The organism is Pseudomonas sp. PVC-5-1 (assembly GCF_057444345.1).
Genome location: NZ_CM172024.1, coordinates 3051507 through 3066626, shown reverse-complemented (window position 1 = coordinate 3066626; position 15120 = coordinate 3051507). Strand labels below are relative to the sequence as shown.

12 protein-coding genes are annotated in these 15120 nt (G+C 64.8%); 7 read left to right on the top strand and 5 right to left on the bottom strand.

The genetic code is table 11. From position 1 onward, the window contains the following. Positions 1 to 4 precede the first annotated feature (4 nt). The 6 genes from AC2T3R_RS13955 (at position 5) to AC2T3R_RS13930 (ending at position 6665) form a co-directional block, all read left to right on the top strand. The gene (locus AC2T3R_RS13955) at positions 5 to 1249 is read left to right on the top strand and encodes a c-type cytochrome (protein ID WP_486743797.1); all 1245 of its coding nucleotides are present in this window, start codon (positions 5 to 7) and stop codon (positions 1247 to 1249) included. Between the two features lie 272 nt (positions 1250 to 1521). Next, on the top strand, positions 1522 to 2541 hold the full coding sequence (gene ptxS / locus AC2T3R_RS13950) for a transcriptional regulator PtxS (protein ID WP_410952409.1): 1020 nt from the start codon (positions 1522 to 1524) through the stop codon (positions 2539 to 2541). 68 nt (positions 2542 to 2609) lie between these two features. Further along, positions 2610 to 3398, top strand: coding sequence for an AP endonuclease (locus AC2T3R_RS13945; protein WP_410952410.1), 789 nt, complete (start codon positions 2610 to 2612; stop codon positions 3396 to 3398). Next, complete coding sequence (locus AC2T3R_RS13940; RefSeq protein WP_486743796.1) at positions 3391 to 4341, top strand: sugar kinase; 951 nt, start codon at positions 3391 to 3393, stop codon at positions 4339 to 4341. The genes AC2T3R_RS13945 and AC2T3R_RS13940 overlap by 8 nt, the downstream gene beginning before the upstream one ends. A 57-nt stretch (positions 4342 to 4398) precedes the next feature. Further along, entirely contained in the window at positions 4399 to 5691 is a 1293-nt protein-coding gene (locus AC2T3R_RS13935) for an MFS transporter (RefSeq protein ID WP_025339275.1), read from the top strand. Positions 5692 to 5702: 11 nt separating this feature from the next. Next, on the top strand, positions 5703 to 6665 hold the full coding sequence (locus tag AC2T3R_RS13930; RefSeq protein WP_015270505.1) for a 2-hydroxyacid dehydrogenase: 963 nt from the start codon (positions 5703 to 5705) through the stop codon (positions 6663 to 6665). Positions 6666 to 6971: 306 nt separating this feature from the next. On the opposite strand, the gene AC2T3R_RS13925 is transcribed toward AC2T3R_RS13930, so the two are convergent. Continuing rightward, on the bottom strand, positions 6972 to 8276 hold the full coding sequence (locus tag AC2T3R_RS13925; protein ID WP_023663517.1) for an MFS transporter: 1305 nt from the start codon (positions 8274 to 8276) through the stop codon (positions 6972 to 6974). A gap of 520 nt (positions 8277 to 8796) precedes the next feature. Here AC2T3R_RS13925 and AC2T3R_RS13920 point away from each other — a divergent pair. Then, the gene (locus tag AC2T3R_RS13920) at positions 8797 to 9672 is read left to right on the top strand and encodes an AEC family transporter (RefSeq protein WP_410952414.1); all 876 of its coding nucleotides are present in this window, start codon (positions 8797 to 8799) and stop codon (positions 9670 to 9672) included. Positions 9673 to 9792: 120 nt separating this feature from the next. On the opposite strand, the gene AC2T3R_RS13915 is transcribed toward AC2T3R_RS13920, so the two are convergent. The 4 genes from AC2T3R_RS13915 to AC2T3R_RS13900 form a co-directional block, all read right to left on the bottom strand. After that, on the bottom strand, positions 9793 to 10386 hold the full coding sequence (locus AC2T3R_RS13915) for a hypothetical protein (protein WP_486743795.1): 594 nt from the start codon (positions 10384 to 10386) through the stop codon (positions 9793 to 9795). Positions 10387 to 10598: 212 nt separating this feature from the next. Beyond that, the gene (gene uvrA / locus AC2T3R_RS13910) at positions 10599 to 13115 is read right to left on the bottom strand and encodes an excinuclease ABC subunit UvrA (protein WP_486743794.1); all 2517 of its coding nucleotides are present in this window, start codon (positions 13113 to 13115) and stop codon (positions 10599 to 10601) included. Between the two features lie 155 nt (positions 13116 to 13270). Then, the gene (gene tssA / locus AC2T3R_RS13905; RefSeq protein ID WP_003260519.1) at positions 13271 to 14368 is read right to left on the bottom strand and encodes a type VI secretion system protein TssA; all 1098 of its coding nucleotides are present in this window, start codon (positions 14366 to 14368) and stop codon (positions 13271 to 13273) included. A gap of 95 nt (positions 14369 to 14463) precedes the next feature. Continuing rightward, positions 14464 to 14982, bottom strand: coding sequence for an Hcp family type VI secretion system effector (locus AC2T3R_RS13900; protein ID WP_013972759.1), 519 nt, complete (start codon positions 14980 to 14982; stop codon positions 14464 to 14466). Positions 14983 to 15120 lie beyond the last annotated feature (138 nt).

Sequence of the window (15120 nt, the reverse complement as noted above, 5' to 3'; positions counted from 1 at the left end):
GCGCATGAAGACAATGTTGATAGCAACCCTGCTGGGTGCCAGCGTGGCTGCTCAGGCTGCGCCGAATGACGATGCGCAGGTGCGCCAGGGCGAGTACCTGGCCCGCGCCGGCGACTGCGTCGCCTGCCATACCGCCAAGGGCGGCAAGCCGTTCGCCGGTGGGCTGCCGATGGAGACACCGATCGGCACGGTGTACTCCACCAACATCACCCCGGCGGCCAGTGGTATCGGCCAGTACAGCTTCGAAGACTTCGACCAGGCGGTGCGCAAGGGCATCGGCAAGGATGGCAGCACCCTGTATCCCGCCATGCCATACCCGTCCTATGCGCGCGTCAGCGAGCAGGACATGCAGGCGCTGTATGCCTACTTCATGAAGGGCGTGGAACCGGTCGAGCAGACGAACAAGGCCACCGATATCCCCTGGCCGCTGAGCATGCGCTGGCCGCTGGCGGTCTGGCGCGGGTTGTTCGCGCCAGAGGCCAAGCCCTGGCAGGCATCGGCGGCAGCCGACCCGGTGGTCAACCGCGGTGCCTACTTGGTCGAGGGCCTGGGGCACTGTGGTGCGTGCCATACACCGCGGGCGCTGACCATGCAGGAAAAGGCACTGAGCCCACAGGATGGCGAGCAGTTCCTGGCCGGCAGTGCACCGCTGGAAGGCTGGATTGCCAAGAACCTGCGTGGCGACCACAAGGACGGCCTGGGTAGCTGGAGCGAAGAGCAGCTGGTGCAGTTTCTCAAGACTGGCCGTAGCGACCGCAGCGCCGTGTTCGGTGGCATGAGCGACGTGGTCGAGCACAGCATGCAACACATGAGCGACGCCGACCTGACCGCCATCGCCCGCTACCTGAAGACGCTGCCACCGAGCAACCCTGACGACCAGCCGCACGTGTACGACAAACAGGTGGCGGATGCGCTATGGAAGGGTGACGACAGCAAGCCCGGAGCGGCGGTGTACATCGACAATTGCGCGGCCTGCCACCGTACCGATGGCCAGGGCTATACCCGCGTGTTCCCGGCCCTGGCCGGCAACCCGGTGGTTCAGACGGCGGATGCCACATCGCTGATTCACGTGGTATTGGCGGGGGGCACGGTGCCAGCGACGCACGCGGCACCGTCGAACTTCACCATGCCGGCGTTCGGCTGGCGCCTGAGTGACCAGGAGGTTGCCGAGGTGGTGAACTTCATTCGCACCAGTTGGGGTAACCAGGGCAGTGCCGTCACTGTCAGTGACGTGAAATCCCTTCGTTAACTGCATCCCTCTGTCTGCACCCCCAATCCACTGTGGGAGCGGGTTTACCCGCGAATGCGTCGGCACATTCAAAATCGCATTCGCGGGTGAACCCGCTCCCACAGGGTTTTGCATTTACTTTTCTTTATTTATCAGTTAGTTAAATAGAATTCTTATTGCATTTACTACGCATGGATATCGCACTCCCGACCAACGGCATGTTGACGAACGCGTGCGATTTTGCTGTATTGAAACCGGTTTCATCGCTATCACAACAATCATAAGGACAGCCCATGACCGACGCGCCTGCCCATGCCCGCGAACGGGTCACCATCAGCGAAGTAGCGCGTGTCGCTGGCGTTTCCAAGGCCACCGTCTCCCGTTACATCGGCGGTGACCGCCAGTTGCTCGCCGAAGCCACCGCCAAGCGCCTGGAAGAGGTCATCGAGCGCCTCGGTTACCGCCCCAACCAGATGGCCCGTGGCCTGAAGCGCGGCCAGACGCGCCTGATCGGCATGCTGGTGGCCGATATCCTCAACCCCTATTCAGTGGCCGTGATGCATGGCGTGGAAACAGCCTGCCGCCAGCATGGCTACAGCCTGGTGGTGTGCAACACCAACCGCGACGACGAGCAGGAGCGTCACCATCTTGTGGCCCTGCAGTCCTACAACGTCGAAGGGCTGATCGTGAACACGCTTGGCCATCACCCCGGCGAATTGCTCAACCTGCAGCGCGACATCCCCATGGTGCTGGTCGACCGCCAGTTGCCCGAACTGAATGTCGACCTGGTTGGCCTGGACAATGCCGACGCGGTCGAGCAGGCCCTCGACCACCTGCAAGCTCAAGGCTACCGCGACATCCTGGCGGTAACCGAACCCCTCGATGGCACCAGCTCGCGCCTGGAGCGAGTACAGGCGTTCGGATCCTCGGTCAGCCGTCGGCCCGGTATGCGCCAACAGGTGCTGGAGACCGGCACCGGGCTTGATGAGCAGCTGGCTGCGTTCCTCGCCGCCAACGGCCATGGCCCGCAGGCCATCTTTACCTTCAACGGTGTCGCCACCCTGGCCGTGACCCGGGCCCTGCACGAAGCAGGGCGCAATCTGTTCGTGGACGTCGGGCTGATCGCCCTCGACGACCTCGACTGGTACCCCTTGGTCGGCAGCGGCATCACTGCACTGGCCCAGCCCACCGAGCGAATCGGCGTGGCGGCATTCGAGAGCCTGCTTGGCCGCCTGCGCGGTGACAGCGGGGCAGCCCGGCGCATCGACTTCAAGGCCGAGCTGATCATCCGAGGTTCAACCCAGCCACAGTAATCACAGGCAGGCACCTGCGTGCCTGCTGTCATCAAAAAAATGAAACCGGTTTCATAAGGACAAAAACAATGCACTCGAACCCCGTTTCCATCAGCCTCTCCAGCTACGGTGCCGACTTTGTCCGGCAACGTGGCCAGCAGCAGTTCCTTGACCTGCTGGCTGCCGCCGGCGTTACCCGCGTGGAGCTGCGCGAAGAACTGTTCACTTGTGCGCCGGACACTGCAGCGCTGGCTGCAGCCATTGCCGCGCTGCGCCTGGAGTGCCTGTATTCCACGCCCCTGGAACTGTGGACCGCACAAGGCGAACTTGACCCGCAATTGGCGCAAAAGCTGGAAACTGCCCGCGCTCTCGGCGCGGTCGCGCTCAAGGTTTCCCTGGGCCACTACCAGGCGGGCTGTGACGTCGCGGCCTTGGCGACGCTGTTGCCGGCGCACGGGCCATTGCTGCTGGTGGAGAACGACCAGACCGCGCAAGGTGGACGGATCGAACCCCTGCAGCAGTTTTTCCAGCGCGCCGACGAGCTCGGGCTGACCCTGGGCATGACTTTCGACATCGGTAACTGGCAGTGGCAGGGCGAGCCTGTCCGACATGCCGCACGCCAGCTGGGCCGCTGGGTGCGCTATGTGCACTGCAAGGCCGTGCAGCGCCGGGCCGATGGGCGCCTGGTTGCCGTACCGCCAGAGACTGCGGACCTGCAGGAGTGGGCCGAGCTGATGGCCGAGTTCACCCCCGGCGTGGTGCGTGCTGTCGAGTACCCGCTGGTGAGCGACGATCTGCTGGCGCTGACCCGTGCCCAGGTGCGCGACCTGGCGGCGCTGGGGCAGGGCGTATCGAGTGAGGAGCAGAGCCATGCATGAGCATGACGTGTTGTGTTTCGGCGAGACCATGGCCATGTTCGTCGCCGAGCAGGCCGGCGACCTGGCCAGTGTCGGCCAGTTCGGCAAGCGCATTGCCGGCGCCGACAGCAACGTGGCCATCGGCCTGGCGCGGCTGGGCTTCAAGGTCCGCTGGCTGAGCCGGGTGGGTGACGATTCGCTGGGCCGTTTCGTGCTCGACAGCCTGCGCCGCGAAGGGCTGGACTGCTCCGGCGTCGAGGTGGATGCCAGCTACCCCACCGGCTTCCAGCTCAAGGCCCGCTGCGATGACGGCAGCGACCCGGCGGTGGAGTACTTCCGCCGTGGCTCGGCGGCCAGCCGGCTGTCGCCGGCGTTGCTGCGCCCGGGCTCTCTGCAGGCTCGCCACTTGCACGCCACCGGCATCCCACCGGCGCTGTCGGACGGCTGCCGGGAGCTGTCGCATGCGTTGATGGACGCCATGCGTGCCGCCGGGCGCAGCATCTCGTTCGACCCCAATCTGCGCCCCTCGCTGTGGCCTGACCAAAACAGCATGGTGCGCGAAGTCAATGCCCTGGCGGCCAAGGCCGACTGGGTGCTGCCAGGCCTGGAAGAGGGCCGCCTGCTGACCGGGCAGCACACCCCGGCAGACATCGCCGCGTTCTACCTCGACCAAGGGGTGGAACTGGTGGTGATCAAGCTGGGCGACGCCGGTGCCTACTTCCGCAGCACCAAGGGCGACGGCCAGGTGGCGCCAGTGCCGGTCAGCCAGGTGGTGGACACCGTTGGCGCCGGCGATGCCTTTGCCGTCGGCGTGCTCAGTGCGCTGCTGGAGGGCCACCCGGTAGCCGAGGCAGTGGCGCGTGGCAACTGGTGCGGCAGCCGCGCCGTGCAGTCGCGTGGCGACATGGAAGGGCTGCCGCTGCGCCATGAGCTGCAAGCCCACGACCTGCGCAGAAGCGCCTGAACACTTGACCCGAAACACCTGTTGCAACAAAAACAACAAGCTCAGGAGAAACGAACCATGCAAAGCCAAAGCCTGGCACCTCGCCGCTGGTGGTACATCATCCCGATCGTGTTCTTCACCTATAGCCTGGCGTACCTGGACCGCGCCAACTACGGGTTCGCCGCCGCTTCCGGCATGGCTGAAGACCTGCATATCACCCCCGCACTGTCTTCGCTGCTGGGGGCACTGTTCTTCCTTGGTTACTTCTTCTTCCAGGTGCCCGGTGCCATCTATGCCGAAAAGCGCAGTGTGAAGAAGCTGATCTTTGTCTGCCTGATACTCTGGGGCGGCCTTGCCACGCTCACCGGCGTGGTCAGCAACGTCTACATGCTGATCGCCATCCGCTTCCTGCTCGGGGTGGTGGAGGCGGCGGTGATGCCGGCCATGCTGGTGTACCTCTGCCACTGGTTCACCCGCGCCGAGCGTTCGCGCGCCAATACCTTCCTGATCCTCGGCAACCCGGTGACCATCCTGTGGATGTCGGTGGTGTCGGGCTACCTGGTCAAGCATTACGACTGGCGCTGGATGTTCATCATCGAAGGCCTGCCCGCCGTCATCTGGGCGTTCTTCTGGTGGCGCCTGGTGGATGACCGCCCGGCCCAGGTGAACTGGCTGAGCGAGCAGGAAAAGGCCGCCCTGGAGCAGGCGCTGGCTGCCGAGCAGCAAGGTATCAAGCCGGTGAAGAACTACCGCGAGGCGTTCCGCTCGCCGCAGGTGATCATCCTTTCGCTGCAGTACTTCTGCTGGAGCATCGGTGTGTATGGCTTCGTGCTGTGGTTGCCGTCGATCCTCAAGCAAGCGGCCAACCTCGATATCGTGCAGGCCGGCTGGCTGTCGTCGGTACCTTACCTGGCGGCGGTGCTGGGCATGGTGGGTGTGTCGTGGGCGTCCGACCGCCTGCAGAAGCGCAAGCGTTTCGTCTGGCCGCCACTGCTGATCGCCGCCGTTGCGTTCTATGGCTCCTACGCCCTGGGCAGCGAGCACTTCTGGCTGTCGTACGCGTTGCTGGTGGTCGCCGGCGCCTGCATGTACGCACCCTATGGCCCGTTCTTCGCAATCGTGCCCGAGATCCTGCCGGCCAACGTCGCCGGTGGTGCCATGGCACTGATCAACAGCATGGGCGCGCTGGGCTCGTTCGGTGGCTCGTGGCTGGTGGGTTACCTCAATGGCGTCACCGGCGGGCCTGGTGCCTCCTACCTGTTCATGTGCGGTGCGCTGCTGGCCGCAGTGGCGCTTACCGCCGCACTCAATACTTCCCAGACATCTGGCCGGGCCAAGCGCGGCAACTCGCGTCTGGCTATGAACCATTAGGAACCTGTGCAATGAAGAAGCGAATCGTCCTGTACAAACGCCTGTCCGACGACTTGATGGCACGCCTGCAAGAGCGCGTCGAGGTGACCTGGGTGGATACCTCCCAGCCCGATGGCCTGGCCCGTCTGCGCGATGCCTTGCCGGGTGCGCACGGGCTGCTGGGGGCCAGCCTGCGCCTGGACGCCAGCCTGCTCGACCTGGCGCCACAGCTTGAAGTGGTGTCCAGCGTTTCGGTCGGTGTCGACAACTACGACATCGCCGAACTCAGCCGGCGTGGCGTGATGTTGACCAACACGCCCGACGTGCTGACCGAAACCACCGCCGACACGGGCTTCGCCTTGATCCTGGCCACCGCCAGGCGGGTGGTGGAGCTGGCGAACTGGGTGCGAGACGGGAACTGGCAGGCCAACCTCGGCCCGGCGCATTTCGGCAGTGATGTGCACGGCAAGACGCTGGGCATCGTCGGCATGGGCCGCATCGGCGAGGCCCTGGCCCGGCGCGCCGCGGCCGGCTTCGGCATGCGTGTGCTGTATCACAGTCAGCGTGCCAAGCCAGAGGTGGAGGCGCGCCATGCTGCGCGTCAATGCAGCCTGGACGAGCTGTTGCAGCAGGCGGATTTCGTTTGCCTGACCGTGCCGCTGAGTGCCAGCACCGAAGGCCTGATCGGCGCGCGGGAGCTGGCGCTGATGAAGCCCCAGGCAATTCTGGTGAACATTTCCCGCGGGCGCGTGGTGGATGAGCAAGCGCTTATCGAAGCGTTGCGTGCCCGGCGCATACGCGGCGCCGGCCTGGACGTGTTCGTGCAGGAGCCGCTGTCGGCGCAGTCGCCGTTGTTGCAGCTGGACAACGTGGTGGCGACCCCGCATATCGGCTCGGCGACCGAGGAAACCCGCCAGGCCATGGCGCGCTGTGCGGTGGACAACCTGCTCAGTGCCCTGGCTGGTGAGCGCCCGGCCAACCTGGTGAATGGCTAAAGCCAGATCCACAAACCCGCGCGGCCCCTGTGGGAGCGGGTTCACCCGCAAAGCGGGCAATGCGGTGGATGCCACCGGCTACGCCGGTGTTCGCGGGTAAACCCGCTCCCACAGGTCCGGCGCATTCTTTCGGCAGGTGGGGTCCCTGTGGGAGCGGGCATGCCCGCGAAGCAGGCGACGCGGTGGATGGCACCGGCTGCGCCGGTGTTCGCGGGCGCGCCCGCTCCCACAGGTATGGTACTCAGCAGGTGGGGTTTCTGTGGGAGCGGCCTTGTGTTGCGAAAGGGCTGCAAGGCAGCCCCGGAGTCAATGCGATTCTGAACGCTGCGCCTGCGCTGGCGCAGCACTCTCCACCGGCTCCAGCGGCGGGTGCTCCTGCGCCGCATGCATCAGGTCTTCGGTCACCCGCAGCTCGGCACCGGTCGGCGAGAAGGTGGTCGAAGCGGTGAACGGGGCCGGGTGCTCTGCCGCCGGACGCTTGCCTCGGCGCCACATGAAGAAGCACACCATGGCCAGGTTGACCACGGCAAAGGCCCAGAACAACCCGGCCTCGCCAAACTCGGTCATCATCGGCGAAATCGCCACCGGCGCCATGGCCGAACCCAGCGAGTTGATCAGCAGCAGGCCCTGGATCATCGGCACCAGTGCATCCGATGGCGCGCGGTCGGCCGCATGGCTGACCGCCACCGGGTAAAGGGTGAACACGCCACCGCCCAGCAGGAACAGCATGGCCGGCAGCAGGATCGAGTCAGACGGCAGGAACACCGTCACCAGCGACAGCAGCACGCACAGCCCGGCCAGGGCGATCAGCACATCCTGGCGGTCCTTGCGGTCAGACCAGCGCCCGACCGGGTATTGCAGCAGCATGGCACCCAGAATTACCCAGGCCATCATGTTGCCGACCTCCCCCACATCCAGGCCGATACGCTGCAGGTACAGCGGCAGCAGGGCATAGATGCCGGCAATGGCCACACCCGAACCGAAGCAGCCGACCAGGCCCGACGGCGCAACGCCCAGCAACTGGCGCGGCTTGAGCGGTTCGACCTGGTCCAGCAGTGGCGACACCCGCGGCAGGATCACGATGGGCAGTACCGACAGGGCGGCGAGCACGCCGGCCAGCATGAACGGTGCGGTGTCACCCATCTGGGTGATTTCGCCAAGGCCGGCCTGGGCGATGACCCCGGCGCCGTAGAAGGCAATCATGTACAGCGCCAGCAAGCGGCCGCGGATCTTGGCGTCCCCGGCTAGCAGCAGCCAGCTTTCGATCACCAGGAACACGCCCACTGCCGCCCAGCCGTTGATCAGGCGCAGCACCGACCACCAGGTGACGTCGTAGAACAGGCCTTGCAGCAGGATGGTCACGGCGATCAGCGAGGCGAAGCTGGTATAGGCGCGGATATGGCCGATGCGCAGGATCAGCCGGTCGTTGAAGATGGCACCCAGGGTCAGGCCGATGAAGTAGGTCGAGGAGACCACACCGATGGTGGTGGCTGATTCGCCGGCAGCGCCCAGGCGCAGGGTGGTAAGGGAAGACATGAAGCCGTTGCCCAGGGCAATGATGAACAGCCCGAGCAGGGGCGCCAGCGCCATGGCCAGCAAACGCGGAGACATAGGTACCTCTAGTTGGATGAGCGGAATGAGCGCCTTTTCGGACGCGCACACCGGCTCGACCCGAACGGGGCCGAGTGGCTGCACGGATGTGCCTGGGCTGGATGCGACGTTGCCGGTTGCCACCGTTCAAGGCGACGGGCGAAAAGGAAGCGCGATTCTACGGGCTTGCGCGGTTTTGCCCAAGGGGCTTGGGTGTGCGACGAGACGCCGCAGTCTGTGGGCGACACGAATGCGTCTTGGGCGGACATCCCGGGGCCGCTTTGCGGCCCAATCGCCGGCAAGCCAGCTCCCACCTCGACTGCATCGACCTCAAGCATTGTGCAGTACCTGTGGGGGCCGGCTTGCCGGCGATGAGGCCAGAACAGGCAACACAAGACAGTTACTCCCGCATGGTGGTGATACCTCAAGGCTTGGCTCTGTACCTGTGGGAGCCGGCTTGCCGGCGATTGGGCTGCAAAGCAGCCCCGGCAATCCCGAAGACTGCGGCATAATGCGGGGCCCACCCCCAAGGAAGGCCCCCATGTTCGCTTCGCTGTTCGCCGTCCTGGCCCCGGTTTTCATCGTCGCCGGCATCGGCTATGCCTGGGCCCGCAAGGGCCTGGACTACCCCACCGAATTCATCGCCCGGGTGGTGATGACCGTCGGCACCCCGTCGCTGGTGCTGTCCACGCTCAGCCGCACCGAGCTGGACCCGAACGCCTTCACCAGCATGGCCATGGCCTGCCTGCTGTGCACCTTGGGCATGGCCCTGGCCGGCTTGCTGGTGTGCCGCGCTTCGGGCATGCACTGGCGTGTGCTGTTGCCGGCGTTCATGTTCCCCAACACCGGCAACATGGGCCTGCCGATCAGCCTTTATGCCTTTGGCGAACACGGGCTGGCCTTGGCCGTGGCGTTCTTCCTGACCCTGTCGATCGTCCAGTTCACCCTCGGCATGGCCATTTCCGGTACTGCGGCTTCGTTCAAGGCACTGCTGCGCAACCCTATCGTGATCAGCCTGGCCGGTGCCATGCCAATCATCTTTCTCGATTTCGAGTTGCCGCGCTGGCTGGCCAATACCGCAGACCTGCTGGGCGGCATGACCATCCCGCTGATGTTGCTGACACTGGGCGTGTCGCTGGCCAGCATTCGCCTGCGCCATGTGGGCAGCGGCATGCTGCTGGGCGGCTTGCGCATTGGCCTGGGGGCTGCCGTGGGCTGGGCGGTAGGTGCGGCGCTGGGCGTGGGCAACCTGGAGCGTGCGGTGCTGGTGGTGCAGTCGGCGATGCCGGTAGCGGTGTTCAATTACCTGATGGCGGTGCGCGCCAACCGCGAGCCGGAGCAGGTAGCGAACCTGGTGATGTGTTCCACGGTGCTGTCGTTTGCCTGGTTGCCGGTGGTGCTGGCCTGGTGGATGTAAGCCGCTTGTACCGGCCTCTTCGCGGGCATGCCCGCTCCCACAGGTACAGCGCAGCTCTCAAAACCAGTGGTGCACCTGTGGGAGCGGGCGAGCCCGCGAAGAGGCCGGTAAAGCAAACGGCTATTTCTCCTGCAACCGCCACCCCTGGCTGGTCAGCACCATCGCCCGGGTTTCCTTGAGCGGTGCGTCATTGCTGGCCACCGCCTTGCCCAGTTCGGCAATGCTGGCCTTGACCCCGTCATCCCCGGCCCAAGCCGGTAACCCGGTGATCTTGTAGGCATAGGTCACATTCGACATCTTCTGCCCGGTCACCTCGCTCGGCTCACTGAACTGCTCGATCGCGGTGACCTGAGCCTTGCCGAAGCACAGCCCGTTATCTGCCTTGTAATACTTGCGGCCTTCGTCGGTGAGGTCATAGGCGTAGTAGATGTCCGTGCGTGCCGCTTGCCACAGGCGGGCGGGCACCTCGGTGCGCGAGATCTCCTTTTCGCTGACCACACCTACCTGGGCCAGGGCATGCAACGCCTTGTTGGTGCCATGGACGTCGAAGTCCTGGGTTCTGGTGGGGAATGAACTGATGACGAAGCAGTGTGGGTACTGGGTATCGAGGTAGGCCTGGGCGGCCTTCCGGAAACTGGCCTCGCTGGTTTCCTCGCTGTTCGAGCAACCGGCCAGGGTTGCCAACAGCGCCAGCGGCACGATCTTCCTGTACATGGTGACACTTCCTTGAGTGACAAAGGCAAACGGGTCGTGCGCGATTAGAACCTACGGGCTAGAGCGGCGCAATCATGGCAAGACGGCATCTCTGCATGTGCTTCGCTGGCCTCTTCGCGGGTAAACCCGCTCCCACAGGGTCACCACAGATCTTGCAAGCTGTGTAAGTACCTGTAGGAGCGGGTTTACCCGCGAAGAGGCCGGTGCAGGCGCTACAAGGCCTTGGCCAGAAACGCCGCAGTGCGGCTTTCAGCACACCCGGCCACCACCTGCGGCGTGCCGCTGACCACCACCTGGCCCCCGGCATCCCCGGCCCCAGGGCCGATGTCGATCACCCAGTCGCTCTGCGCGACCACCCGCATGTCATGCTCGACCACCACCACGCTGTGCCCGCCATCGACCAGGCGGTTGAGCTGCACCAGCAGCCGGTCGATGTCTTGCGGATGCAAGCCGTTGGTAGGTTCGTCCAGTACATACAGCGTCGCCCCGCGGGCCATGCGCTGCAGCTCGGTGGCCAGCTTGATGCGCTGCGCCTCGCCGCCGGACAGTTCGGTGGCCGGCTGCCCCAGGCGCAAATAGCCCAGGCCGATGTCCTGCAGCACCTGCAGGCAGCGGCGCGCCGCTGGCTGCTCGGCGAACACTTGCAGGGCCTGGTCGACGGTCAATTGCAGCACCTGCGCGATGTTCATGCCTTGCCAGCTCACCGCCAGGGTTTCCGGGTTGTAGCGAGCGCCATGGCAGGTCGGGCAGGGCGCATAGACGCTGGGCATGAACAGCAACTCGACACTGACGAAGCCTTCGCCCTCGCAGTTCTCGCAGCGCCCCTTGGCAACGTTGAAGGAGAAACGCCCGGCATCGAAGCCTTGTGCCTTGGCCTGTTCGGTGGCAGCGAACAGCTTGCGTACATGGTCGAACAGGCCGGTGTAGGTGGCCAGGTTGGAACGAGGCGTGCGGCCGATCGGTTTCTGGTCGACCTGCACCAGGCGCTTGATGCTGCCAAGGCCGGCGCTGACAAACCCGCCGCTGGCCTGTTCGGGTTCATCTTCCAGGCTCTGCTCCTCAGGCTCGCTGCGCAGGTCGGCATGGCCCAGGTGCGCCCCCACCAGCTCCAGCAGAGCCTGGCTGACCAGGCTCGACTTGCCCGAGCCGGAAATACCGGTGACGGCGGTAAAGCAACCCAGCGGGAATGCGGCACTGAGGTCGTGCAGATTGTTGCGGCTGATGCCTTCGAGCTTCAGCCAGTCGCGGGCCTGGCGTGGTGTGCGCGTGGCCTGGACCAATGTACTGAACAGGTAGGCCCGGGTGCATGACTGCTCGACCCGGGCCAGGCCGGCGGGCGGCCCGCTGTAGAGAATGGTGCCGCCATGCTCGCCAGCGGCAGGCCCTACATCCACCAGCCAGTCGGCGCGACGCATGGTATCCAGGTCGTGCTCCACCACATACACCGAATTGCCAGCCTGCTTCAGGCGCCGCAGCGCTTCGAACAGGGCTTCGCTGTCGGCCGGGTGCAAGCCGGCCGACGGCTCGTCCAGCACGTAGATCACGCCGAACAATTGCGAGTTCAGCTGGGTGGCCAGGCGCAGGCGTTGCAGCTCCCCAGAGGACAGGGTAGGGGTGCTGCGCTCCAGGGCCAGGTAGCCCAGGCCCAGGTCGAGCAGGGGGGCGATGCGTTCGAGCAGTTCGTTGGCGATGCGTTGCGCGGCGAGGCGTTTTTCCAGGGTCAGGTTGCCGTCGTGCTGCTCCAGATAGCCTGGCGCAGCAACCTGACGGAACACCTCGGCCAGCGCCTGCAACGACAACCGCGACAGCTCGCCTATGTCGCAGCCGGCGAAGGTTACGTCCAGCGCCTCACGCTTGAGGCGCTTGCCCTGGCACTGCGGGCATGGGCTGGGGCGCATGTACTGCGACACACGCTTGCGCATCTGCGCGCTCTGCGAGTGCATGAAGGTGTGCAGCACGTAGCGCCGGGCACCGCTGAAGGTTCCCTGGTAACTCGGCTCGAGCTTGCGCTTGAGCGCAGCGCGGGTCTGCGCCGGGGTCAGGCCGGCATACACCGGCACCGTGGGTGTTTCTTCGGTGTAGAGAATCCAGTCGCGTTGCTGCTGGGGCAGGTCGCGCCAGGGGGTATCGACGTCATAGCCCAGGGTCACCAGAATGTCCCGCAGGTTCTGCCCCTGCCAGGCCATCGGCCAGGCCGCTACGGCCCGTTCGCGGATGGTCAGCGACGGGTCGGGGACCATGGTCGCTTCACTCACTTCATAGACCCGCCCCAGCCCATGGCACTCCGGGCAGGCACCTTGCGGGGTGTTGGGCGAGAAGTCCTCGGCATGCAACATCGGTTGCCCGGCCGGGTAGCTGCCGGCGCGGGAGTAGAGCATGCGGATCGAACTGGACAGTGTAGTCACGCTGCCCACCGAGGAACGTGCACTCGGCGTGCCGCGTTGCTGCTGCAGGGCCACGGCCGGCGGCAGGCCTTCGATGGCGTCGACGTCCGGCACGCCGACCTGATCGATCAGGCGCCGGGCATAGGGCGCCACCGATTCGAAGTAGCGGCGCTGGGCTTCGGCGTAGAGGGTGGAGAAGGCCAGCGAGGACTTGCCCGAGCCGGACACTCCCGTGAATACCACCAGCGCGTCGCGAGGGATATCCACATCGATGTTCTTCAGGTTGTGCTCGCGGGCGCCACGAACGCGAATGAAGCCGGTGGGGGCGGGTGAACGTGGCGGCATCTGAGCGGTCCTTGGCGGTTGAGAGCACTCACGTTAGCAGTATTTGTGGTGCCTGTACCGGCCTCTTCGCGGGTAAACCCGCTCCCACAGGGACCGCGTACAACCTGGGTGGGAGCGGGTTTACCCGCGAACAAGCCGGTGTAGCCGATACAGCATCAGGATCTTGGCTCGCGGGTGCCCAGCACGTCGCGAATGTTGTCCACCACGTTGCTGTCCTTGATCACATCGCTCAGCCAGCCTTCCAGCGGCATGTTGCCCCACTTGATGGCGCGTTCGATCAGGTAAGGCACCGGGCTTTGCGGTTCGCTCTGCTTGAAGAACTGGGCGATACCCGCAAGCATGGTGAAGGCTTCGTCGCGGGTCAGTGGCGTCGTGCGCATCGGCGCAGGCGTGGTGGCCTGGACGGGTGTGTTCATCGGTTCACCTGCTTCGCTGGTGGGGGCAACAGTGGCTTCGGGTTCTGCCGCTGCCACAGTGGCGGGGTGCAGTTCGACACCGCGGTCCTTGAGCAGTTTTTCAGCCAGCTGGCTGGCGCGCGACAGCATGTCGGCAAGGCTGGCAAAGCTGGGCGCCTCATGGCCGAACAGGCGGTCGGCACTGGCTTGCAGGGCTTTGCAGGCCTCCAGGCTGGCGGCGATCTGCAGGGCCTTGGTGCGCAGGTGTTCGGTGTCGCTAAGCGCCACCGAGCGCTGGAAGATTTCGGCGTTGATCTTGCCTTCGTTCAGCGCGGTCTGCATTGCCTTGGGGTTCTGCAAGGCAAGGTTTTCTACATAGCGTGATTCGTCATAGCGCAACACGCCAAAATTCTGCCCTTGGGTAATGGGCAAGCCACCGGCAATGTCGGTGAGCGTGGTCTTCAGCCAGGACAGCCGCGCAGCGCGTTCGTCCAGGCCATCTTCGAGTGTTGGGTACAGCGTGTCCCAGAATGCTTCCAGTACCTGTTCGGTCAGCCGAAGGCCAAAGGTGATGCCTTCGAAATGTTCACGCTGGGCCAACCCTTCGCTGAGCCAGGCTACCAGCATCAGGTCCTTGCTTTGCTGCGCCAGCCCTTGGGCCGACAGGTTGACCACCTGCTCCCAGTCGGCGGTCTTCAGGTCGGTTTGCCAGTCGCCCTGGGTCAGGTAGTCAGGGTCTGCCCGGCGCGCCTCCTTGATCTGGTCGAACAAGGCAGAGAAGCTCAAGTCTTCGCCACTGCCACCCTCGATGGGTGCGGTCAGCGTTGCCAGCGAAAGGTCATTGAGGATTTCAGGCATAAAACACTCTGGTCATGGCAGATGAACAGCGTGCCAGGTCACCTGGCACGCTGTGGGATGTGGGCCGCCGTAGCGGCCCCCGGGTACGCAGGTTATCAGGCAAACACTTTGTTCGCGGTGCGGTCCCAGCCGCCGACGATGTTGCCGCCAGCCTGGCCGTCGGTGCGGTTCTGCTGGGTGTAGGTGGTCTTGATGCGGGCGAAGTTGAAGCTGATTTCTTCGACCGGCAGGTCGCTCACAGCCTTGTCTTCACCGTTCTGGTTGCCACCGGCGATGAAGCGCACCGAGGACACCACGACTTCTTCCATGTCGATGGTCAGGTAGGTGACCTTGTCACCACCGGCGCGGTTCACGTTCAGCTTCAGCTTGGCGATGTGCTTGCCGGTGCAGCAGTGTTCGAACAGCTTGGCCGAAGCCTTGTCGACCGCCTTGCGGATCTTGAAGTCGCTCAGGGCAACACGCTCGGACGACGCACCGCCCGAGGAGCTGGCGGTAGCCGAGGTGGCCTGGGTGGCGCCGTACTCGTAGCCCAGCACTTCGATCCAGTCCTTGTGCTTTGCATCCAGTACTTCGCCCGGGATGCCGTCGATTTGGATATACGCGTCAAATGCCATTGTGAAACTCTCCATTAACAACATTTAAAGGGTTGCTCATGCGCCCCTTGGTTTTGACCTCGCCGAACCTGTCGGCAGAGGTAGCTTTCCGCTACCCGGGCCTCCTCCTGTGAGGCCCGGGTAGCCGGTTCTTGCAGC